The 20,684-nt window shown below is 62.4% G+C and carries 24 protein-coding genes; 16 read left to right on the forward strand and 8 right to left on the reverse strand.

The window, feature by feature from the left end:
- Window positions 1-131 precede the first annotated feature (131 nt).
- Together ABV589_RS05740 and ABV589_RS05745 are read right to left on the reverse strand one after the other, a co-directional pair.
- Window positions 132-746 carry a LysE family translocator gene (locus ABV589_RS05740; protein ID WP_367085220.1) on the reverse strand — a complete coding sequence of 205 codons (615 nt, stop codon included), beginning with the start codon at window positions 744-746 and terminating at the stop codon, window positions 132-134.
- Between the two features lie 101 nt (window positions 747-847).
- Complete coding sequence (locus ABV589_RS05745; protein WP_333989066.1) at window positions 848-1,105, reverse strand: hypothetical protein; 258 nt, start codon at window positions 1,103-1,105, stop codon at window positions 848-850.
- A gap of 392 nt (window positions 1,106-1,497) precedes the next feature.
- On the opposite strand from ABV589_RS05745, the gene msuE reads away from it, so the two are divergent.
- The 4 genes from msuE (at window position 1,498) to ABV589_RS05765 (ending at window position 5,655) form a co-directional block, all read left to right on the forward strand.
- Window positions 1,498-2,061, forward strand: coding sequence for an FMN reductase (msuE, locus tag ABV589_RS05750; RefSeq protein WP_095137368.1), 564 nt, complete (start codon window positions 1,498-1,500; stop codon window positions 2,059-2,061).
- A gap of 10 nt (window positions 2,062-2,071) precedes the next feature.
- A complete protein-coding gene (gene ssuD / locus ABV589_RS05755; protein ID WP_367085221.1) occupies window positions 2,072-3,211 on the forward strand; it encodes an FMNH2-dependent alkanesulfonate monooxygenase in 1,140 nt (379 codons plus the stop codon).
- 128 nt (window positions 3,212-3,339) lie between these two features.
- Complete coding sequence (locus ABV589_RS05760; RefSeq protein WP_367085222.1) at window positions 3,340-4,527, forward strand: acyl-CoA dehydrogenase family protein; 1,188 nt, start codon at window positions 3,340-3,342, stop codon at window positions 4,525-4,527.
- Window positions 4,528-4,551: 24 nt separating this feature from the next.
- Complete coding sequence (locus ABV589_RS05765) at window positions 4,552-5,655, forward strand: sigma-54 dependent transcriptional regulator (protein ID WP_367085223.1); 1,104 nt, start codon at window positions 4,552-4,554, stop codon at window positions 5,653-5,655.
- On the opposite strand, the gene ABV589_RS05770 is transcribed toward ABV589_RS05765, so the two are convergent.
- Window positions 5,652-6,017: an antibiotic biosynthesis monooxygenase gene (locus ABV589_RS05770; RefSeq protein ID WP_367085224.1), complete on the reverse strand. Its 366-nt coding sequence runs from the start codon at window positions 6,015-6,017 to the stop codon at window positions 5,652-5,654. The two genes, ABV589_RS05765 and ABV589_RS05770, sit on opposite strands and share 4 nt — an antisense overlap.
- 95 nt (window positions 6,018-6,112) lie before the next feature.
- Here ABV589_RS05770 and soxR point away from each other — a divergent pair, with 95 nt between their 5' ends.
- From soxR to ABV589_RS05790, 4 genes are all read left to right on the forward strand, one after another.
- Complete coding sequence (gene soxR / locus ABV589_RS05775) at window positions 6,113-6,562, forward strand: redox-sensitive transcriptional activator SoxR (protein ID WP_367085225.1); 450 nt, start codon at window positions 6,113-6,115, stop codon at window positions 6,560-6,562.
- Between the two features lie 103 nt (window positions 6,563-6,665).
- Window positions 6,666-7,124 (forward strand): VOC family protein, encoded by a 459-nt coding sequence (locus tag ABV589_RS05780; protein ID WP_367085226.1) that lies wholly within the window; start codon window positions 6,666-6,668, stop codon window positions 7,122-7,124.
- 239 nt (window positions 7,125-7,363) lie between these two features.
- Window positions 7,364-8,239 carry an alpha/beta hydrolase gene (locus tag ABV589_RS05785; protein ID WP_367085227.1) on the forward strand — a complete coding sequence of 292 codons (876 nt, stop codon included), beginning with the start codon at window positions 7,364-7,366 and terminating at the stop codon, window positions 8,237-8,239.
- A gap of 23 nt (window positions 8,240-8,262) precedes the next feature.
- Entirely contained in the window at window positions 8,263-9,213 is a 951-nt protein-coding gene (locus ABV589_RS05790; RefSeq protein WP_367085228.1) for a LysR substrate-binding domain-containing protein, read from the forward strand.
- A gap of 123 nt (window positions 9,214-9,336) precedes the next feature.
- Here the strand turns inward: ABV589_RS05790 and leuD are convergent, their stop codons facing one another.
- Entirely contained in the window at window positions 9,337-9,951 is a 615-nt protein-coding gene (leuD, locus tag ABV589_RS05795; protein WP_367085229.1) for a 3-isopropylmalate dehydratase small subunit, read from the reverse strand.
- Window positions 9,948-11,366, reverse strand: coding sequence for a 3-isopropylmalate dehydratase large subunit (gene leuC / locus ABV589_RS05800; RefSeq protein WP_367085230.1), 1,419 nt, complete (start codon window positions 11,364-11,366; stop codon window positions 9,948-9,950). The genes leuD and leuC overlap by 4 nt, the downstream gene beginning before the upstream one ends.
- A 408-nt stretch (window positions 11,367-11,774) precedes the next feature.
- On the opposite strand from leuC, the gene ABV589_RS05805 reads away from it, so the two are divergent.
- From ABV589_RS05805 to ABV589_RS05840, 8 genes are read left to right on the forward strand one after another with little or no spacing between them, the layout of a single operon-like run.
- Window positions 11,775-12,965 (forward strand): PepSY domain-containing protein, encoded by a 1,191-nt coding sequence (locus ABV589_RS05805; protein WP_367085231.1) that lies wholly within the window; start codon window positions 11,775-11,777, stop codon window positions 12,963-12,965.
- Window positions 12,962-13,504: a thiamine pyrophosphate-binding protein gene (locus ABV589_RS05810; RefSeq protein WP_367085232.1), complete on the forward strand. Its 543-nt coding sequence runs from the start codon at window positions 12,962-12,964 to the stop codon at window positions 13,502-13,504. The genes ABV589_RS05805 and ABV589_RS05810 overlap by 4 nt, the downstream gene beginning before the upstream one ends.
- Window positions 13,501-13,842, forward strand: coding sequence for a hypothetical protein (locus ABV589_RS05815; protein ID WP_007965473.1), 342 nt, complete (start codon window positions 13,501-13,503; stop codon window positions 13,840-13,842). The genes ABV589_RS05810 and ABV589_RS05815 overlap by 4 nt, the downstream gene beginning before the upstream one ends.
- A complete protein-coding gene (locus ABV589_RS05820) occupies window positions 13,839-14,414 on the forward strand; it encodes a DUF6162 family protein (RefSeq protein ID WP_367085233.1) in 576 nt (191 codons plus the stop codon). The genes ABV589_RS05815 and ABV589_RS05820 overlap by 4 nt, the downstream gene beginning before the upstream one ends.
- Window positions 14,415-14,449: 35 nt before the next feature.
- Window positions 14,450-15,379 (forward strand): metal ABC transporter substrate-binding protein, encoded by a 930-nt coding sequence (locus ABV589_RS05825; protein ID WP_367085234.1) that lies wholly within the window; start codon window positions 14,450-14,452, stop codon window positions 15,377-15,379.
- Entirely contained in the window at window positions 15,376-16,224 is an 849-nt protein-coding gene (locus tag ABV589_RS05830) for a metal ABC transporter ATP-binding protein (protein WP_367085235.1), read from the forward strand. The genes ABV589_RS05825 and ABV589_RS05830 overlap by 4 nt, the downstream gene beginning before the upstream one ends.
- Complete coding sequence (locus ABV589_RS05835) at window positions 16,224-17,123, forward strand: metal ABC transporter permease (protein ID WP_003226663.1); 900 nt, start codon at window positions 16,224-16,226, stop codon at window positions 17,121-17,123. The genes ABV589_RS05830 and ABV589_RS05835 overlap by 1 nt, the downstream gene beginning before the upstream one ends.
- Window positions 17,124-18,038, forward strand: a complete 915-nt coding sequence (locus ABV589_RS05840) for a zinc ABC transporter substrate-binding protein (RefSeq protein ID WP_367085236.1) — start codon at window positions 17,124-17,126, stop codon at window positions 18,036-18,038.
- A gap of 133 nt (window positions 18,039-18,171) precedes the next feature.
- Here the strand turns inward: ABV589_RS05840 and ABV589_RS05845 are convergent, their stop codons facing one another.
- The 3 genes from ABV589_RS05845 to ABV589_RS05855 form a co-directional block, all read right to left on the reverse strand.
- On the reverse strand, window positions 18,172-18,396 hold the full coding sequence (locus tag ABV589_RS05845; protein WP_003226665.1) for an MbtH family protein: 225 nt from the start codon (window positions 18,394-18,396) through the stop codon (window positions 18,172-18,174).
- A gap of 83 nt (window positions 18,397-18,479) precedes the next feature.
- Window positions 18,480-19,892: an aspartate aminotransferase family protein gene (locus tag ABV589_RS05850; protein WP_367085237.1), complete on the reverse strand. Its 1,413-nt coding sequence runs from the start codon at window positions 19,890-19,892 to the stop codon at window positions 18,480-18,482.
- A gap of 143 nt (window positions 19,893-20,035) precedes the next feature.
- A complete protein-coding gene (locus tag ABV589_RS05855) occupies window positions 20,036-20,521 on the reverse strand; it encodes a GNAT family N-acetyltransferase (RefSeq protein ID WP_367085238.1) in 486 nt (161 codons plus the stop codon).
- Window positions 20,522-20,684: the final 163 nt, after the last annotated feature.

Raw genomic sequence — 20,684 nt, forward strand, 5'->3', positions numbered from 1 at the left:
CGCCTGGGTTCGAGACCGTCATCAATACCTGATCGGATGCCGTTAAAGAAGAACAACTTCATTTAAAAGTGCGTAGGAACGCTCCTGAAGCCGAGCTTAACAGGCATCGGGCCGGCGATTGAAGCAATGCGTCAGTGAAAGCTTTCGAGAAGTAACGGGTACAGCGAAATCACCAATAGCGCCGCCATGCCCCAGTTGAACACGCGCAACCAGCGCGGGTCCTTCAGCACATTACGCAGCAGCGTGCCGCACGCTGCCCAGACGCCGACGCTGGGCAGGTTGATGATGGCGAACACGGCAGCGATCACCACCACATTGGTGAAATAACCCTGCATCGGCGTGTAGGTGCTGATGGCACCGATGGCCATGATCCAGGCTTTGGGATTGACCCACTGAAACGCGGCGGCACCGAGATAACTGATCGGCTTGGCCTCGCCATCCACGCCATCGCCCACCGGGCCCGAATGAGCAATTTTCCACGCCAGATACAAAAGATACGCGGCGCCGAGATAGCGCAACACCGTGTAGAGAATCGGGTAAGTCTGGAACACCGCGCCCAGGCCAAAGCCCACCGCGACCACCAATACGAAGAAACCGCAGGTGATGCCGAGCATGTGAGGAATGGTGCGGTTGAAGCCGAAGTTCACGCCCGACGCCAGCAACATGGTGTTGTTCGGCCCCGGTGTAATCGAGGTGACAAGGGCAAACAGGGCAAAGCCCAACAGCAGGTCAAGCGAGAGGGTCATGGGAGCAATCCGTCAGGGGTCATTCAGGTGTTGACCCTATCGCACGGCGGCCCGCGAACCCACGGACAGTTACGCGAAAATTCGAGCAGTACAGTTTTCGATTAACTTGGACGACCGTGCAGCTGTATTGCACGCCCGGCGCTCATTTCAGCTTTCTTGTCGAATTGCGATTCGCCCAGCAGTGCAGCTTTCTTCGCGTGATATTCGTCGAAGGACAAGCCGCTGCGGTTCAGCGCTTCCATCGCCAGTTCGCGGGATTCTTCGGCGGTGTACGGCCGTTGTTCGGGGGAAACGTGGGTCGCGCAACCGGCGAGTACGGAGACAGCGAGCAGCAACGAAACAGTCAGTAAACGATTCATGGGGAGCGTCCTGGCGGGCGGTGGTAGTCGATGAACAAAGGCTACGCCCGCGCCCGTCCGGGCAAAAATCAACGCTCTCAATAGTGGCTATCAGGATTTCAGCTTGATCGGCGCTATATCTCCTAACGATCTATAAATATCGATTAACGTTCTTTTACGGAATAACCAGCAGCCGCTATAAATCCCTGCACACGGCAAACAACTGTTGCTCCAGCAACTGTTGCCCAGGCAACAGCAGATCAACAAACCCGCCTGATATCCGCACCACCGGCTCACGGCACAATGCTCAAGCCCAGGTAAACCGGGCCTCTCAGGAATTGGTACAGCGCTTGCTCAAGCCTTGGCACTGACCCACTGCTCGCTGAGCAACTGTTGATAAAAAGGAACTGATCATGTCGCGTCCCCTGAAAGTCGTCGCCCTCTCCGGCGGCACCTGGCGTCCATCGCGCACCCTGGTGCTGACCCAAGCGCTGTTGGCCGAACTGGCCGGGCACTTGCCGGTCGAGAGTCATCTGATTGAACTGGGTGACATTGCCCGCCCACTGGGCGCCGCTTTGTCGCGTCAGGAACTGAGCGCCGAGGTCGAGGCTGAACTTCAAGCCATCGAACAAGCCGATCTGCTGATCGTCGCCGCGCCGGTGTATCGCGGTTCCTATCCGGGCCTGCTCAAGCATCTGTTCGACCTGATCGACCTCAACGCACTGATCGACACCCCGGTGCTGCTCGCCGCCACCGGCGGCAGCGAGCGCCATGCGCTGGTGCTCGATCATCAATTGCGGCCCCTGTTCAGTTTCTTCCAGGCGGTGACCCTGCCCATTGGCGTGTACGCCACCGAGGCCGATTTCGCCGACTACCAGATCACCAGCGAACCGCTGAAAGCGCGGATCCGCCTGGCCGCCGAACGTGCCGCGCCGCTGTTCGGCACGCAAATCAAACCGTTGCTGAAAATCGCTTAAGGAGCTGTTCATGGATGTTTTCTGGTTCCTGCCGACCCACGGCGACGGCCATTACCTGGGCACCACCCAAGGCGCGCGCCCGGTCACCCTGAATTATCTGAAACAAGTGGCGCAAGCCGCCGACAGCCTCGGCTACCACGGCGTGCTGATTCCCACCGGGCGCTCCTGCGAAGACTCGTGGGTGATCGCTTCGGCGCTGGTGCCGCTGACCGAACGCCTGCGTTATCTGGTAGCGATTCGCCCGGGGATCATTTCGCCCACCGTTTCGGCGCGCATGGCGGCGACGCTCGATCGACTGTCCAACGGCCGTCTGCTGATCAACGTGGTGACCGGCGGTGATCCCGACGAAAACCGTGGCGACGGCAGCTTCCTGAGCCACAGCGAACGCTACGAAGTCACCGACGAATTCCTCAGGATCTGGCGCCGCGTGCTGCAAGGCGAATCGGTGGATTTCGAAGGCAAACACCTGAAAGTACAGAACGCCAAGGCCCTCTATCCGCCAGTGCAGAAACCGTATCCGCCGCTGTATTTCGGTGGCTCGTCCGACGCCGCGCATGACCTCGCTGCCGAGCAAGTCGACGTGTACCTGACTTGGGGCGAACCGCCCGCCGCTGTCGCCGAAAAACTCGCCGATGTGCGTGAACGCGCCGCACGCCATGGACGCAAGGTGAAGTTCGGCATTCGTCTGCACGTCATCGTCCGCGATACCGCCGAAGAAGCGTGGAAAGCCGCGGACAAACTGATCGAACACATCAGCGACGAGACCATCGAGGCCGCGCAGAAATCCTTCTCGCGCTTCGACTCCGAAGGCCAGCGGCGCATGGCAGCGTTGCACGACGGGCGGCGCGACAACCTGGAAATCGCTCCCAACCTGTGGGCCGGCGTCGGTCTGGTACGTGGCGGTGCCGGTACCGCGCTGGTGGGCGATCCGCAGCAAGTGGCCGCGCGGATCAAGGAGTACGCCGACCTCGGTATCGAGAGTTTTATCTTCTCCGGCTATCCGCATCTGGAAGAGGCTTACCGCTTTGCCGAACTGGTGTTCCCGTTGCTGCCCGAGCCGTATGCAAGCCTGGCCGGACGCGGCGTGACCAACCTGACCGGGCCGTTTGGCGAAATGATTGCCAACGATGTGTTGCCCACCAAGTCCTGACCCGACACAAACTCTGTAGGAGCTGCCGCAGGCTGCGATCTGTTGATCTTGCTTGTAAAAAACAAAGTCAAAAGATCGCAGCCTGCGGCAGCTCCTACACGGAAGTTGTAGAACATAGGAGATTTGGTGTGACCGCCAAACCACAAAGCACCCTGCTCTCCCCGCTGCAGACCGCGCGTCAACTTGCAGCCGAATTCGCCCTCACCGCCGTCGAGCGTGACGAGCGCGGCGGCACACCGAAGGCCGAGCGCGATGCCCTGCGCGACAGCGGCCTGCTGGCCCTGAGCATTCCCACCCGCTACGGCGGCCTCGGCGCGACATGGAGCGAAACCCTGCAAGTCGTGCGCGAGTTCGCCAAGGTCGACAGTTCCATCGCCCACGTCTTCGGCTTTCATCACCTGATGCTCGCCACCGTGCGCCTGTTCTCGCGACCCGAACAATGGCAGCCGTGGTTCGAACAGACCGCGCGGCAGAACTGGTTCTGGGGCAACGCGCTCAACCCACTCGACACCCGCACCGTGGTCAAGGACTTCGGCGGTTGGCGCGAATTTTCCGGGAAGAAAAGCTTCTGCTCCGGCGCCAGCGATTCGCAGATGCTGATCGCCTCGGCGGTGGACGAAAGTGCCGGCGGCAAATTGCTGATCGCGGCGATCCCCAGCGGACGCAGCGGCATCACTCTGCACGACGACTGGAACAACATTGGCCAGCGCCAGACCGACAGTGGCAGCGCCACGTTCGAGCGGGTGCGGGTCGAAGAATCCGAGCTGCTGCTTGATCCCGGTCCGTTGAGCACACCGTTCGCCTGCCTGCGTCCGCTGATCGCGCAACTGACCTTCACTCACATGTTCCTCGGCATCGCCGAAGGCGCCTTTGCAGAAGCCCGGCAATACACGCTGAGCGAAACCCGGCTGTGGCACAAATCCGCCGCCCGCAATGTGCGTGAAGATCCGTACGTACTCGCGCATTACGGCGAGTTCTGGGTGGCGCTGGAAGGCATCCGCCTGCTGGTCGAACGGTCTGCCGCATTGCTCGACGAGGCCTGGGCCAAAGGCCCGAACCTGACGGCAGAAGAGCGCGGACATCTGGCCACGGCGATTGCCACCGCCAAGGTCGCCGCCAGTCGTCAGGGGCTGAAGATTTGCAGCCGCTTGTTCGAAGTCACTGGCGCGCGTTCGACCCACGCCTCGCTGCGCCTCGACCGGCACTGGCGCAACCTGCGCACGCAGACCCTGCACGACCCGCTCGACTACAAACTCCACGAGCTGGGCGACTGGGCGCTGAACCAGGCGCTGCCGGTGCCGACGTTCTATTCCTGATCTTGCCTTTAATGGAGCGAGCCCATGCAACTGCTGACCCTTCCGCCCTCACCCGCTCTGGCGACGTCGATCCGCGCCACCGCGCAGGTCTTCGAAGACCCCAAGTCCCAAGCCCTGCTGGCGCATCTGCAACAAGTCGCGCCGAGCGAAGCCAGCGTGCTGATCATCGGCGAGACCGGCACCGGCAAGGAACTGGTGGCGCGGCACATCCACAACCTGAGCCACCGCCGGCATCGGCCATTTGTCGCGGTGAACTGCGGCGCGTTCTCCGAATCACTGGTGGAGGCCGAGCTGTTCGGCCATGAGAAAGGTGCGTTCACCGGCGCGCTCAGCGCCAAGGCCGGCTGGTTCGAAGAGGCGGACGGCGGCACCTTGTTCCTAGACGAAATCGGCGATTTGCCGATGGCGATTCAGGTCAAGTTGCTGCGCGTGTTGCAGGAACGCGAAGTGGTGCGCCTCGGCTCGCGCAAGAGCATTCCGATCGATGTGCGGGTGCTGGCGGCGACCAACGTGCAACTGGAAAAGGCGATCAATGCCGGCAACTTTCGCGAAGACCTGTTCTATCGGTTGAACGTGGTCAATCTGGAACTCAGTCCGTTGCGCGACCGCCCCGGCGATATCCTGCCGCTGACCCGGCATTTCATCGAGGCCTACAGCCAGCGCCTCGGTTACGGACGGGTCAGCATCAGCTCCGGTGCCGAACAGAAACTGCGCAGCTACAGTTGGCCGGGCAACATCCGCGAACTGGAAAACGTCATCCATCACACCCTGTTGATCTGCCGCAACGGCGTGATCGAGCGCGACGATCTGCGCCTGTCGAACCTGCGCATCGAGCGCCCGGATGATCAGCAGTCGAACACCGACGATTCACCGGAAGCGTTGCTGGAGCAAGCCTTCCAGAAGCTCTTCGAACAACAGGCCGGCGCCCTCCACGAAAAGGTCGAAGACGCCCTGCTGCGCGCCGCCTATCGCTTCTGCCATTACAACCAGGTGCACACCGCCGCGCTGCTCGGCCTGAGCCGCAACGTCACGCGCACGCGGCTGATCAAGATCGGCGAACTGGCGGTGAACAAGCGGCGACTCACGGAGAACCTGCACGGTGAACGCCTGATCCAGTTGTCGATCTAGCCGACCAGGTTGCAGTGCAGCGCATCGTCATGACTGCGGGCGATGCTGCTCAACACCTGGAATGAATTGAAGGTCACGGTTTTCGCCTGATGGGCGCGGATCAGTTGCCAGAAATCCTGCTCGCCGCTTTCATAGCGACCGAACGCCGCCTCCCCGGCCTCGCGGCTCTGCCACTGCAGCAAGCTCAGCACCCGCCGACCGTCGTCGCTGACCTGGACGCTGGCGCTGACAAAGCCTGCGTAGCGCTGCGCCAGATGTTCGCTCTGCTGCGCCAGCGCCGAAACCAATGCCGGTTGCTGGCGTGGTTCGATCTCAAATTCGATCAATTGGGTAAAGCTGCGATTTTTCGCTGAGGTTTGCATGAGAAGTCCCCACTCATCGTAAGCCGAGTCTTGCGACTCGAAGGCCTGCAGGGTAAAACCTCTAGTTAAGTCAAGGTCAAGAGCCCTTTTGCAAAATGATCACCCCGGAAAACCTGCACAAACAGCTCACCGTCGGTGAAGTCGCCGCGCGCAGCGGTGTGGCGGTCACTGCCCTGCACTTTTATGAATCGAAAGGCCTGATCACCAGCCAGCGCAATGCCGGCAATCAGCGCCGTTACCCACGGGCGGTCTTGCGCCGTGTGGCGTTGATCAAGGTCGCGCAGCGTCTGGGCATTCCGCTGGCGGAAATCGGTGAGGCGCTGAAAACCCTCCCGGACGACCGCGCGCCAACAGCGGCAGACTGGAAAATCCTGTCCGAGCAGTGGCGACGGGAGCTGGATGAGCGGATCAACCAATTGACCCTGTTGCGCGACCGGCTCACCGGTTGCATCGGTTGTGGGTGTCTGTCGATGGAAGCCTGCCCGCTGCGCAACCAGGGCGATGTGCTCGGTGAGCAGGGGCCGGGGGCGCATTTCCTCGGCTGACTGCTCGTCGGGGAAAAATCCTGGCCGCGCAGACAGTTCTATAGTGAATCTTCCACAAATCCGGTGGAGCCATACCTCGCAAAACAAAAACAGGGAGAACGTCATGAGCGTCAAACCCATTCCCGAGGGGTATCACAGCATTACCCCGTACCTCGGCATCCTCAAGGCTGCCGAAGCCATCGAGTTCTACAAGAAAGCCTTCGGCGCCACGCAGGTCATGCGCCTGGACATGCCCGACGGGCGCGTCGGCCACGCCGAACTGCGCATTGGCGACAGCGCGATCATGCTCGGCACGCCGTGCGATCAAGGGCCGTTGAGCGATCCGGACAACGCCGTGGCCGTTGGTCTGCATCTGTACGTCACCGATGTCGACAAGTCCTTTCAACGAGCCCTGGATGCCGGGGCGAAAGCGGTGTCGGAGGTCAAGGACCAGTTTTATGGCGATCGCAGCGGGACGCTGAAGGATCCGTATGGTCATGTGTGGTTTCTGGCGACGCGCAAGGAGGATCTGACGGAAGAGCAGATCAAGCAGCGGGCGATGGAGATGTTCAGTCAGGGTTGAGATCTTCAGGGTTTGGGCTGGCCTCTTCGCGGGCAAGCCCGCTCCCACAGGGATCTCTGGTGTTTATACGATGGGTGTCACACAGAAAAACACTGTGGGAGCGGGCTTGCCCGCGAAGGGGCCAGCCCTGACGACACACATCACACTTCATGAACCACCACACCACGCTTCGACCCTTGCCCCGAATGTCGAACACTTTCAGGATGCATCCCACCCGCACCTGAACAAGGATCAGCCCGATGTTTGCCGGATTCGTCAAAGACCAGCGCCACGTCAACGGCGTCGACATCGCCTATCGCCTTGGCGGCAGCGGCCCGGGATTGTTGCTGTTGCACGGGCACCCGCAGACCCACGTGATCTGGCACAAGATTGCCGAACAACTGGCCGAGCACTTCACTGTGGTCGCCGCCGACTTGCGCGGGTATGGCGACAGCGCCCGCCCCGCCGCCGATGAGCAGCACCGCAGCTATTCAAAACGCGAAATGGCCAGGGACAACGTCGAGTTGATGCAGTCGCTGGGCTTTGCGCAGTTCTCGATCCTGGCCCACGACCGTGGCGCCCGGGTCGCCCATCGTCTGGCCCTCGACCATCCATCCACCGTACAGCGGATGATGCTGCTGGACATCGCCCCGACCCTGGCGATGTACACCCAGACCAACGAAGCCTTCGCCCGCGCCTATTGGCACTGGTTCTTCCTGATCCGCCCGGCACCGTTGCCGGAAACCCTGATCGAGGCGAATCCCGAAGCCTACCTGCGCAGCGTAATGGGCAGCCGCAGTGCCGGACTAGCGCCTTTCACCGAGCAAGCGATCGGCGAATACCTGCGCTGCCTGCAACGTCCCGGCAGTGCCCGGGGCATTTGCGAAGATTACCGCGCCAGCGCCAGCATCGATCTGGAACATGACAGTGCCGACCTCGCTGCCGGCAATCATCTTGATCTGCCGCTGCGGGTGTTGTGGGGCGCCGAAGGCACGGTCGGCCGTTGCTTCGATCCGCTCAAGGAATGGCAGCACGTGGCAACCGACGTCAGCGGCAAGGCGCTGCCGGCCGGGCATTATCTGGCCGAGGAAGTGCCCGAACTGTTGCTCGCCGAGGCGCTGGATTTCCTGCGCTGAATCGAGCGTTCCCCGCCGATGCTATGCTGGCGGCTTGTGCCGCCAGTGCCCGTTCCGCCATGTCCCAGAACCAAGACCCCGTGCCCCTGCCCGAAGACCTGCGCGTGCTGCTGACCGTGATCCGCAAGAACGGTTTCGCCGCCGCTGCCGATGAGCTGGGCCTGTCCCCGGCCTACGTCAGCAAACGCATTCAGATTCTCGAATCGACCCTCGGCACTCGCCTGCTGCACCGCACCAGTCGTCGCGTGTCGCTGACCGAGGACGGCGAGCGGGTGCAGCGCTGGGCCTTACGTATTCTCGATGTCTTCCAGCAGTTGCGCGACGACCTCGCCGACGCCCACGACAGCCCGCGCGGGCGCCTGCACATTTGCAGCAGTTTCGGTTTCGGCCGTAACCATGTGGCGCCTGCGGTTTCGCGGCTGGCCGAGCTTCACCCGCAGTTGCAGATTCGCCTGGACCTGTTCGACCGTGCAGTGGACATCGTCAACGAGGGCTTCGATCTGGAAATCCGCGTCGGCGACGACCTGCCCGGCCAGCACATCGGCCGGCAACTGGTGAGTAACCGCCGGGTGCTGTGCGCTGCGCCCGAATACCTTGAGCGCCGAGGTACACCGCAGACTCTGGACGATCTACAGCAACATGACTGCCTGGTGATCAAGGAGCGCGACAACGCCTTCGGCGTCTGGCATCTGGATCGCGACGGTACGCCGGAAAGCGTGCGGGTCAATGGGCCGTTATCCTCCAACAACGGCGAGATCGTCCTGCAATGGGCGCTCGACGGACGCGGCGTGTTGCTGCGTTCGTTGTGGGATGTGAAACCGTTGCTGGATCAGGGCCGACTGCTGCCGGTGCTGGCCGATTACAGCCAGAGCGCCAATGTCTGGGCGGTGTACCCGACACGGCTGGCCAACTCCGGGAAGCTGCGGGCGTGTGTGGAGTTTTTGCAGGGGCATTTCAAGGATCTTTCTCTGTAACCCAAACACCACAAAACCTTGTGGGAGCTGGCTTGCCAGCGAAGGCGTCAGCCCAGCCGATATAAATGCTGGATGTGCTGGCCTCATCGCTGGCAAGCCAGCTCCCACAGGGTCAAAGGTGTGTCAGGTCAGCCATGGGTTGGCGGCCAGGTGTTCGCGCTCGAACGCCTCGATCTGCTCACGCCGCTGCAAGGTACTGCCAATCGCATCCAGCCCCAGCAACAGTGCGGTCTTGCGCAAGCCATCAATCTGGAAATCGATGACTTCACCGTCCGCCAGTCGGATCTGCTGCGCCTCCAGATCCACATTGATCCGGGCCGTTTCAGGCTGACTCACCAACCGGCCGATACGCTGCACGTGCGCTTCATCCAGCGTGATCAGCAATACCCCGTTACGCTGGCAGTTGTCGTAGAAGATTCCGGCAAAACGGCTGCCGATCAGCGCGCGAATGCCCATTTGCTGCAACCCCCACACCGCGTGTTCGCGGCTGGAACCGCAGCCGAAATTCGTCCCGACCACCAAGAAACTCGCGCCCTGCCAGGCCGGTTGGTTCAGCACGAATTCCGGGTTGGGCGTACCGTCGGCGAGAAAGCGCAGATCGAAAAACAGCCCACGATCCAGCCCCTGACGGTCGATACCCTTGAGAAACTGCTTGGGCATGATCACGTCGGTATCAACGTTGGCCGCGAGCAGCGGCGCGGCCTGGCCGCTGACTTGCGTGAAGGGTTGCAGACTCATGGGCGTTCTCCAAAGTGGCGGATGTCGGTGAGGTGGCCACTGATCGCGGCAGCGGCAACCATCGCCGGACTCATCAGATGGGTGCGCGCCCCGGCACCCTGGCGGCCTTCGAAATTGCGGTTGGTGCTGGAGGCGCAACGGTCGCCGGGCGCGAGCACGTCATCGTTCATCGCCAGGCACATCGAGCAGCCGGACTGACGCCATTCAAACCCGGCGTCGATGAAGATCTGCGCCAGCCCCTCAGCCTCGGCCTGAGCGCGCACTTCGCTGGAACCGGGCACGATCATCGCCCGCACATGCCCGGCCACCTGCCGTCCCCGCACCACGCTAGCGGCGTCACGCAGATCCTCGATCCGCGCGTTGGTGCAGGAGCCGATAAAAGCGTGACTGATGACGATATCGCGCAGTGCCATTCCCGCCTCCAGGCCCATGTATTGAAGGGCGCGGCGCATGTCCTGACGCAGGATCGGATCATCGATGCGTTGCGGGTCCGGCACCTGCGCGCCGATCGGCGCCGCATGATCCGGGCTGGTGCCCCAGGTGACCATCGGCTCCAGCAGGCTGGCGTCCAGGTGTACTTCACGGTCAAACACGGCGCCGGGATCGCTGCGCAGTTCACGCCATTTTTCCACGCCGCGCTCCCACAACTCACCTTGCGGCGCCCGGGGTTTGCCCTTGAGATAGGCGAAGACTTTTTCGTCCGGCGCCATGAACGCGCCGCGTGCGCCGGCCTCCACCGCCATGTTGCAAATGGTCATCCGCGCTTCAACGCTCAGCGCATCGATGGTCGAACCGCAGAACTCGATCGCATAGCCAGTGGCGCCCGACGCACCGATGCGGCCGATCAGCGCCATGATCACGTCCTTCGACGTCAGCCCCGGCGCCAGCTCGCCATCCACCGTCACGCGCAGGCTTTTCAGGCGTTTGTAGACCAGCGTTTGCGAGGCCAGCAGGTGCTCGATTTCCGAGGTACCGATGCCAAATCCGAACGCCCCCAGCGCGCCGTACGTGGTGGTGTGGCTGTCGCCGGCGGCGATGACCATGCCCGGCAGAATGAAGCCCTGCTCCGGGGCGATCACATGTTCAATGCCCTGACGCTTGTCGAGGATATCCAGCAGTTCGATGCCGAAGTCCCGGCAGTTTTCCGCCAGATACGACACCTGCCGCGCACCGCCGGCATCAGGCATCGCCGCCACCCGTTTGGGGGTGGTCGGGTTGACGTGATCGACCACCGCCAGCGCCGTGCCGGGCCGCCATACCTTGCGCCCGGCGGCGCGCAGACCGCTGAACGCCTGCGGGCTGGTGTATTCGTTGATCACCTGGCGATCGATATACAGCAGCGCATGACCCTGATCGTCGAGGCGGCACACGGTGTGCGAATCGATGTGTTTGTCGTAGAGGGTTCTGGGGCTCATCAGGGTGCTCGCTCGGGGAATCCAGTGATTTCCATCATAAGGAGCGCGAACCGGCCATCAATTGCCTGACAGTGAGTGCCACATTCATGAATCGTGTTTGATCTGACGACCCGCAAAATCCTGTAGGAGCTGTCGAGTGCAACGAGGCTGCGATCTTTTGATCCTGTTTTTACAGACCAGGATCAAAAGATCGCAGCGTGCCGCAGCTCCTACAGAGGGATCTCGTCGCTCCCTGCGAAGTGCGAAACATTTGCTTTCATATCACCTTTCGGGATTTGTCCGGCTCATCCGTCCTATAGAGATGCAGGCCGTTCGCACAGGCAACAGCCACGACCGCGCCTTTTGCGGACACCCGCGCTGCGAAGCCCGTAGCCGCGTGCCCTTTCATCGAAATCAAGACGCGCAAACATGTCGAAGAAATCCCGTTCCAAACTGTGGTTCCTGGTGCATAGCTGGCTCGCGCTGCCGATCTGGTTTTTTGTCCTGATCGTCTGTGTCACCGGCACGCTGGCGGTGGTCAGCCAGGAAATCGTCTGGCTGGCCAACCCGCAAATGCGCGCCAGTCAGCCGTCGGATGACGCACCGCGGCTCAGTTACGATCAAGTGCTGGCCGCGATCAAACAGGCCGAACCGCAGACGCTGGTGGAAAGCATCAGCCGTCCCGACGAGTCGCACTTCGCCCTCGATGTCGAGGTCAGCTACCCCGACGGCCGCTCGCAGACGGTCTACGTCAACCCTTACACCGGAGTGATTCAGGGCCCGGCGCCGGACTTCAACTTCAAGGCGTTCACCCGCGCCCTGCACGGCTGGTGGCTGGTGCCGTTCACCAACGGTTTCAGTTGGGGCTGGTACCTGGTGTCGTTCCTCGGCCTGCCGATGCTCGCTTCGCTAGTGACCGGGCTGGTGGTGTACAAGCGCTTCTGGAAAGGCTTCTTCAAACCCACCCTGCGTTTTCGCCACGGCGCGCGGATCTTCTGGGGCGATTTCCATCGACTGAGCGGCATCTGGTCGATCTGGTTCATCGCGGTGATCTCGATCACCGGCACCTGGTTTCTGATTCAGGCCATTCTGGCCGACAACCAGGTGTCCATCAGCAGCGAGCCGATCATTCCCGCCATGTCCCGGGAAAGCGTACCGATGTCGAGCGACGCCAGTCCTCCCCCACGAATCAGCCTCGATCGCGCGGTACAGATCGCCGAACAGCACATACCCGGGCTGGAAGTCAGTTTCGTCAGCCTGCCGGGCAATGCCTACAGCCACTTGAGCCTTGGCGGGCGCGGCTGGTATCCACTGATGTTCCAGACCGCCACACTGAATCCGTACAACGGTGAGAAGGCCGCCACCCGACTGCTGACTGACCGTTCCTCGCTGGAGTTCGTCACCGAGTCGATGCGCCCGCTGCACACCGGTGATTTCGGCGGTCTGTGGATCAAACTGATCTGGTTCTTCTTCGGCCTGCTGCTGAGCATGATGGTCCTCAGCGGCCTGTTGATCTGGACCAAGCGCACCGCGCTGGCCACCGCCAACGCGCTCAAGCGCGAGAATAAAAAGGCCCGCAACCCCCGCGTCAGCCGTGAACCGGCGGAGGTCAGCCTGTGAGCCAGTCCAGCCGCACTGCCCCACCGTCCGCCCTGCGCCGCTTCTGGCACAAATGGCGCTTTCATCTGAACGCCCTGTTGCTGCTGATTCCGTTGGGCTTCATGCCCAAGTATTTCGCCGATGCCGCGCTGTTTCGCGGTGACGTCGGCCTTGGTGAGCATGAGGTCGGCGAGATCCAGGTCGGCCCGTGGAGCCTGCGCCTGGCCGAACTGCGCAACGAAGCACCGCGCCTGAGCGGCCCCGCCGGTTACATGAAGGACTTCAATGCCGCCCTCTGCGATGCCTGTGTCGAACAGGTCAAGGCCACCTACCTGCGCATTGGCAAACCGCGCAGCCTGCGCGCCGCCGGGGTGATTTTCTTTGGCACGCCGTATCGCATGGGCGCGCAATTGCCGGTGGCGGAAAAAACCAAAGCCGATGCCGAACTGTGGATCACCATGGAAGGCTGGGACGGCAGCATGCACCAAGCCTCGATTCCCCTGAGCCAGGCCTCCCCCGCGACCCTCGCCTGGCTGAACCAACAAGGAGCCAAACCATGAACCGCGTTCAACGCCCTTCCCGCCTGCGGTTGCGCGCCGCGTTGCTGATGCTGTGCGCAGGTTTCAGCGCCGGCGCCCTGGCCCATAACCCGATGTGCGAATGCAAAGCCGTCGATGCCGAGCAGATCAAATGCACCGGCGGCTTCTCCGACGGCAGCGGCGCGCCGGGGGTGACCCTCGACGTGATCGGTTACGACGAAACCATTCTGCTGCCGGGCAAGCTCGGCGCCGATTCGACCGTGACGTTCAAGAAACCGGCGGCCGAGTTTTACGTGCTGTTCGACGCCGGCCCCGGCCACGTCGTGGAAATCGACCAAGCGGACATCGAGGCCCCATGAGCACGCCCACCATCCAAGTTGTACGCCCGGCCGGTGCCGGGCATGAAACCCTTAACGTTCTGCTGTTGTGCTTGCTGATCCTCGCGGTCGCCGGCTCGGTGGTCGCCTGGCGCGGGGTGTCCCATGAACCGGAACCGGTCGCCAGCCATCAGCTCGATGCGCGGCGCGATCTCAGCGCCGCCGAGCAAGGCATCTATGCCGACCTGCGGGTGACCCTCGACGAGATCCGCCTGCTGCGTGAAGAGCAGCAAAGCCTGCCGACCCCGCAAAATCTGGCCGAGGAAGGTTTCGCCCCGTTCGCTCAGGACGCCAGCTCGGTCAGCCGTGGCGGGCATGCCTGGCAGTTACTGGCGGACAGCGCCTATTTCGGCCACAGCCAGGCGCCCGCCGTCGCCGGTTCGTTCGTGATGTTGCTGAGCGCCGACGCCAATGCCGCGCCGGACATCTGGCTTAACCGCGACGCCGATCTGAAAACGCCCGCCGAGCTGACCGATGCCGCGCTGTCCGCCGCTGGCTGGAAACAGATCGTCGCGCAGTTCGATGCCGGCGTGACCCGCGAGCATCGCCACTGAACCTTCGCCTTCACCCGAGAGAAGACCGCTTGCCCATGCTTATTTCACTGACTCGCCGTCCCCTCCTGCGCACCCTGCTGTTAAGCCTGTGCGCGTGCCTGCTGAGCCCGCTGGCCAGCGCCGATCCGGGCAAACGCCTGCGCATCGGCATCACCCTGCATCCGTATTACAGCTATGTGGCGAATATCGTCGGCGACAAGGCCGAGGTGGTGCCGCTGATTCCCGCCGGTTTCAACCCGCACGCCTACGAGCCACGCGCCGAAGACATCAAGCGCATCAGCGGCCTGGATGTGATCGTGCTCAACGGGGTCGGCCATGACGACTTCGCCGACCGCATGATCGCCGCCAGCGAAACGCCGAACATCAAGACCATCGAAGCCAACGAAAACGTGCCGCTGCTGGCCGCCACCGGTACCGCCGCGCGCGGCGCCGGCAAAGTGGTCAACCCGCACACCTTCCTGTCGATCAGCGCCTCGATTGCTCAGGTCAACAACATTGCCCGCGAGCTGGGCAAGCTCGACCCGGACAACGCCAAAACCTACACCCAGAACGCCCGCGCCTACGGCAAACGCCTGCGGCAGATGCGCGCCGATGCCTTGGCCAAACTGACCCAGGCACCGAACGCCGAACTGCGCGTGGCCACGGTGCATGCGGCTTATGACTACCTGCTGCGCGAATTTGGCCTGGAAGTGACGGCCGTGGTCGAGCCGGCCCACGGCATCGAACCGAGCCCGAGCCAGTTGAAAAAGACCATCGACCAACTGCGCGAACTCGACGTGAAGGTGATTTTCTCGGAGATGGATTTCCCTTCCACCTACGTCGAAACCATCCAGCGTGAGTCCGGCGTGAAGCTGTACCCGCTGTCGCACATTTCCTATGGCGAATACAGCGCCGACAAGTATGAAAAGGAAATGACCGGCAACCTCGACACCGTGGTGCGGGCGATTCAGGAGTCCGGGGCATGACCTCGAAAGAAACTATCCGGAACGAACTCGAATCCCCTGTAGGAGCGAGCCTGCTCGCGATAGCGCCCGGCCAGTCAACCACATCGCTGAATGACACTCCGCCATCGCGAGCAGGCTCACTCCTACAGAGGGTAGGCGGGCCTACCCTGGAATTTTCTGAGGTTTGTCTGACCCTCGGGCGCACCACGATCCTCGACAACGTCACCTTCCAGGTCCAGCCCGGCCACGTGCACGCCCTGGTCGGCCCCAACGGCGGCGGCAAGAGCTCGCTGATCAAGACCCTGCTCGGGCAGATGCCGCATCAGGGTCAACTGAGCCTGCACTGGCCCGGCCAACCCGGCACCATCGGCTACGTGCCGCAGGCGCTGGAGTTCGATCGCGGCCTGCCGATGACCGTCGACGATTTCATGGCCGCGATGTGCCAGCGTCGGCCGGCGTTCCTCGGCTTGAGCAAGCATTACGCCAACGCCATCGGTGAGGCGCTGGAACGGGTCGGCATGCAGGACAAACGCAAGCGGCGCATGGGCGCGTTGTCCGGTGGCGAACGGCAGCGCGTGTTGCTCGCCCAAGGGTTGATCCCGGCCCCGCAATTGCTGGTGCTGGATGAGCCGATGTCAGCCCTCGACGAAGCCGGGATCCAGGTGTTCGAACGCCTGCTCGGCGACTGGCGCGCGGCCGGCATCACCGTGCTGTGGATCGAGCACGATCTGGAAGCGGTCAAGCGTCTGGCCGACCGGGTCACCGGTCTCAACCGCCGCGTGCTGTTCGACGCCACGCCGCAACAAGCACTGACCCCGGAACGTCTGCTGAGTCTGTTTTCCACCCATCCTCGGAGCGCGGTCTGATGAGTTACGAAGCCTTTCGTTTGATGGTTCAGGGCTGGGCGTCGTCCGGTTACCTGCCCGAGGCGCTGGCCTACGGTTTTGTGGTCAACGCGCTGCTCGCCGGCCTGTTGATCGGCCCGGTGCTCGGCGGCCTCGGCACGCTGGTAGTGGTCAAGCGCTTTGCGTTTTTCTCCGAAGCGGTCGGGCACGCGGCGCTGACCGGCGTGGCCATCGGCATTCTGCTCGGCGAACCCTACACCGGGCCATACGGCAGCCTGTTCGGCTACTGCCTGCTGTTCGGCATTTTGCTCAATTACCTGCGCAATCGCACCGGTCTGGCGCCGGACACCCTGATCGGTGTGTTCCTCTCGGTGTCGCTGGCGCTCGGCGCGAGCCTGCTGCTGATTCTGGCCGGCAAGATCAACGTGCACATTCTGGAGAACGTGCTGTTCGGTTCGGTGCTCACCGTCAATGGCAACGACCTGCTGGTGCTGGCCATCGTCGGTTCGCTGGTCATGGCCCTGGCGCTGCCGCTGTACAACCGGATCATGCTCGCCAGTTTCAACCCGCAACTGGCGGCGGTGCGTGGCGTCGCGGTGAAGACTCTGGATTACCTGTTCGTGATTCTGGTGACGCTGATCACCGTCGCGGCGGTGAAGGTCATCGGCGCGATTCTGGTCGGCGCGTTGCTGGTGATTCCGGCGGCGGCCGCGCGTTTACTCAGCCAGTCGCTCAAGGGCTTCTTCTGGTGTTCGGTGCTGATTGCCACCGTCAGCACGCTGTGCGGGATTCTCGCGCCGATCGTCTTCGATCTGCCGATCCCCTCCGGCGCCGCGATCATCCTGGTCGCCGGCATTGCCTTCGCCCTCGCCGCCATTGCGCGCGGGGTTGTCCCGAGTCTGAAAGGGAACCTTGGATAAATGACTTTCTCACTGCGAAAACTGACCCTGGCCATGGCCCTGTGCGGCGTGGTCGGCAGCCCGTTGCTGGCGGCTGAAAACCCTCAACCACTGCGCGTACTGGCCTCGTTGCCCATCACCTACGGCCTCGGCGAAGTGCTGCTCAAAGGCACCGACGTCAGCCTGGAACGCGCAGCCCCGGCGAATCTGCCGGGCAGCCGTCAGACCGCGTACTTCACCGGTCGCGGCGCTCCGGCGCTGGGCAAACTGGCAACCGCTGCCGACGCGGTGATCGGCGTGCGCTCGCTGTGGGCCGATGATCCGCTGTACCCGATCGCGCGGCGCAGCAACATTCGCATTGTCGAAGTCGACGCGGCGCGCCCGGTGGATGGCGCCCTGCCAGGGATTGCCGTGCAACCGGGCTTGAAGGTCGATGGCTTGAACAGTCAGCCGTGGCTGGCGAGCAACAACATGGGGCGCATGGCCGACGTGATGGCGGCGGACCTAGTGCGCCTGGCGCCTTCGGCCAAACCGAAGATCGAGGCCAATCTGGCAGCGCTGAAACAGCGCCTGCTCAAACTCAGCGCCGACAGCGAAGCGCGCCTGGCCGAGGCCGACAACCTGAGTGTGATGAGCCTCAGCGATCACTTCGGTTACCTGATCGGCAGCCTGAATCTGGAGCTGATCGGCCAGGATCCACGGCCGGATGCCGAGTGGACTACCGAAGACTTGAAGAAGCTCACAGCGACGCTCAAGGACAACGACGTGGCGCTGGTGCTGCATCATCGTCAGCCGTCGGAAGCGGTGAAAGCGGCGATTGCCGAATCGGGGAGTCAACTGCTGGTGTTGAGCACCGATGCCGAAGATCCGGTGGCGGAGCTGGAGGGGAATGTGGATTTGCTGCTCAAGGGTTTGAGCGGCGGGCCTTCGGCCTAAGTCAAAAGATCGCAGCCTTCGGCAGCTCCTACAGTATCCCCATGTAGGAGCTGCCGAAGGCTGCGATCTTTTGAGGACCATGAAAAAACCCGCTGACTGTCACCAGTCCAGCGGGTTTGTTTTGCCTGGCAGATTACTGAGCAGCCGCCTGCCCTTCCATCTTCTGGCGCAGGCTCAGCGGACGCATGTCGGTCCAGACTTCTTCGATGTAGGCCAGGCATTCCTTCTTCAGGCCGCTCTTGCCCACGGTGCGCCAGCCTTCAGGCACGGCTTTGTAATCCGGCCAGATCGAGTATTGCTCTTCGTGGTTGACCACGACCTGAAAGAGGATGTCCTCGCGGTCGAATACTGACGTCATGCTGGTTCTCCATCACTGTAGGGGTGGGCTGCACACGGGGTGCAGCCGGGTATGTAGATAGAACGTTCGGCGCGGCGAAAAATTTACACAGCGGCGGTGGCAGCGGTCAGAGCCCGGCCGAAGATCTCGGCGACGCGGTCGATTTCGGCGGCGGTGATCACCAGCGGCGGCAGGAAGCGCACCACCGCGCCATGCCGGCCGCCCAATTCGAGAATCAGTCCGCGCTTGAGGCATTCACGCTGCACCAGCGGTGCCAGACGGGCGAACGCGGGTGGGTGACCAAGGGCGTCCGGTGCGCCGTTCGGGTCAACCAGTTCGACGCCGAGCATCAAGCCACGACCACGAATGTCGCCCAGTTGCGGGAAGTCGCGTTGCAGTATGCGCAGGTGTTCGCTCAGGCGTTCGCCCATCGCCGCAGCGTGTTCGCAGACCTTGTGTTCGAGCAGATAACGCATCACCGCGGAACCGGCGGCCATCGCCATCTGATTGCCACGGAACGTACCGGCATGGGCACCGGGTTGCCAGGTGTCGAGCCAGTCGCGATAGACCACCACCGCCAGTGGCAGGCTGCCGCCGATGGCTTTGGACAACACCACCACGTCCGGGACGATATCGGCGTGTTCGAAGGCAAACATCTTGCCGGTGCGGGCGAAACCGCTCTGGATCTCGTCGACGATCAGCGCCACACCGGCCTTTTCGGTGATCCGACGCAAGCCGCGCAGCCACTCGACGTCGGCCGGAATCACCCCGCCCTCGCCCTGCACCGCTTCGACAATCACCGCTGCCGGCAATTGCACGCCGGCTTCAGGATCGTTGAGCAGGTTTTCCAGATAACTCAGGTTGGCTTTGACACCGGCCGCGCCACCGAGGCCGAACGGGCAACGGTAGTCGTAAGGGAACGGCATGAATTGCACACCGTTGCTGAGCAAGGCGCCCAGCGGCTTTTTCGGCCCCAGGCTGCCCATCAGGCTCAAGGCACCCTGGCTCATGCCGTGATAACCGCCGGAGAACGACAGCACGGTGCTGCGCCCGGTGGCGGTGCGCACCAGTTTCAGCGCGGCTTCCACCGCGTCGGTGCCGGTCGGGCCACAGAACTGGATTTTCGCCTCGGCCGCCAGTGCTGGCGGGAGCAAACCGAACAGGTCCTGGACAAACTGATCCTTGACCGGCGTGGTCAGGTCGAGGGTGTGCAGCGGCAACTCATCCGTCAGCACTTGCTGAATCGCCTCGATCACCACCGGGTGGTTATGGCCCAAAGCCAACGTGCCGGCACCGGCCAGGCAATCGATGAAGGTCCGACCTTCGACATCTTCGACGTACAGGCCCTTGGCGCGCTTGAGTGCCAGCGGAATGCGTCGCGGGTAGCTGCGGGCATTGGATTCCTGCTGACTCTGGCGGGCCAGCAGCGGTGATTCGTTGAACTGATACAGGGTTTCCGCCGGCGCGGAGGTGATCCGGGCCGACGACTCTTCGATAAGGCTGGTGGCGACTGACATCTCTCGACCCCTCAATACGCTATGGATAGTGACCAAAACAGCACACCGCACAGGTGCGCGTTCCGGTCGCGGGGCGCACATGCAGGTTTTCCTGTTCTGGAAACGCTTAAGCGAGGCGAGGATTTAGACCCTTGATCGAGTTGTCAGTCGGGCACCACCAATGGCTTGTGCAGCGCAACACGGTGCAAGCCCTGATCGCTGGCGGATAGCGCCGAATTGCAGTAGCCCAGATGTCGATAAAAAGCCGCACCGGTGCGTGTGCTGGCGATGCACACCTGCGGCACACCACGAATCCGCAGCCAGCCTTCAAGGTCCATCATCAGTGCGCGGCCTGCGCCACGACGAAACCATTCGGGCTGCACATGGCAAAAGCCGATCTCACCGCTGGCCGTGGCCATGCCGACACCCACCGGCTTGTCCTGCATCAAGGCGATATTCAGGTAGCAATGCGCGTCGGCAAGGTGCGCGCTGATGACATCGGCAGATTGCCGGCCGATCCAGTGGCTGACCTGCTGCGGATCGTTGCGGTGATCGAGCACACATCCGACGCGAATCGAACGCTCGATGATGCGACTGATGAGGCCAGCGTCGGCGGGTTTCGCCGGGCAGATGCAGATCGATGCTTCCATGGCACGTTCCCTCAATCCATTGAGTCAGAGCAGCCCCGACCTTAACGCCGCAATTGCCAAAGCACCAACGCACAGACGTTACATTTGATGTGGACCCACACAAATCCCCTGTAAGAGCTGCCGCAGACTGCGATCTTTTGATTTTGTTTTTCAAGATCAAGAT

Source organism: Pseudomonas sp. HOU2 (genome assembly GCF_040729435.1).
Classification (GTDB): domain Bacteria; phylum Pseudomonadota; class Gammaproteobacteria; order Pseudomonadales; family Pseudomonadaceae; genus Aquipseudomonas.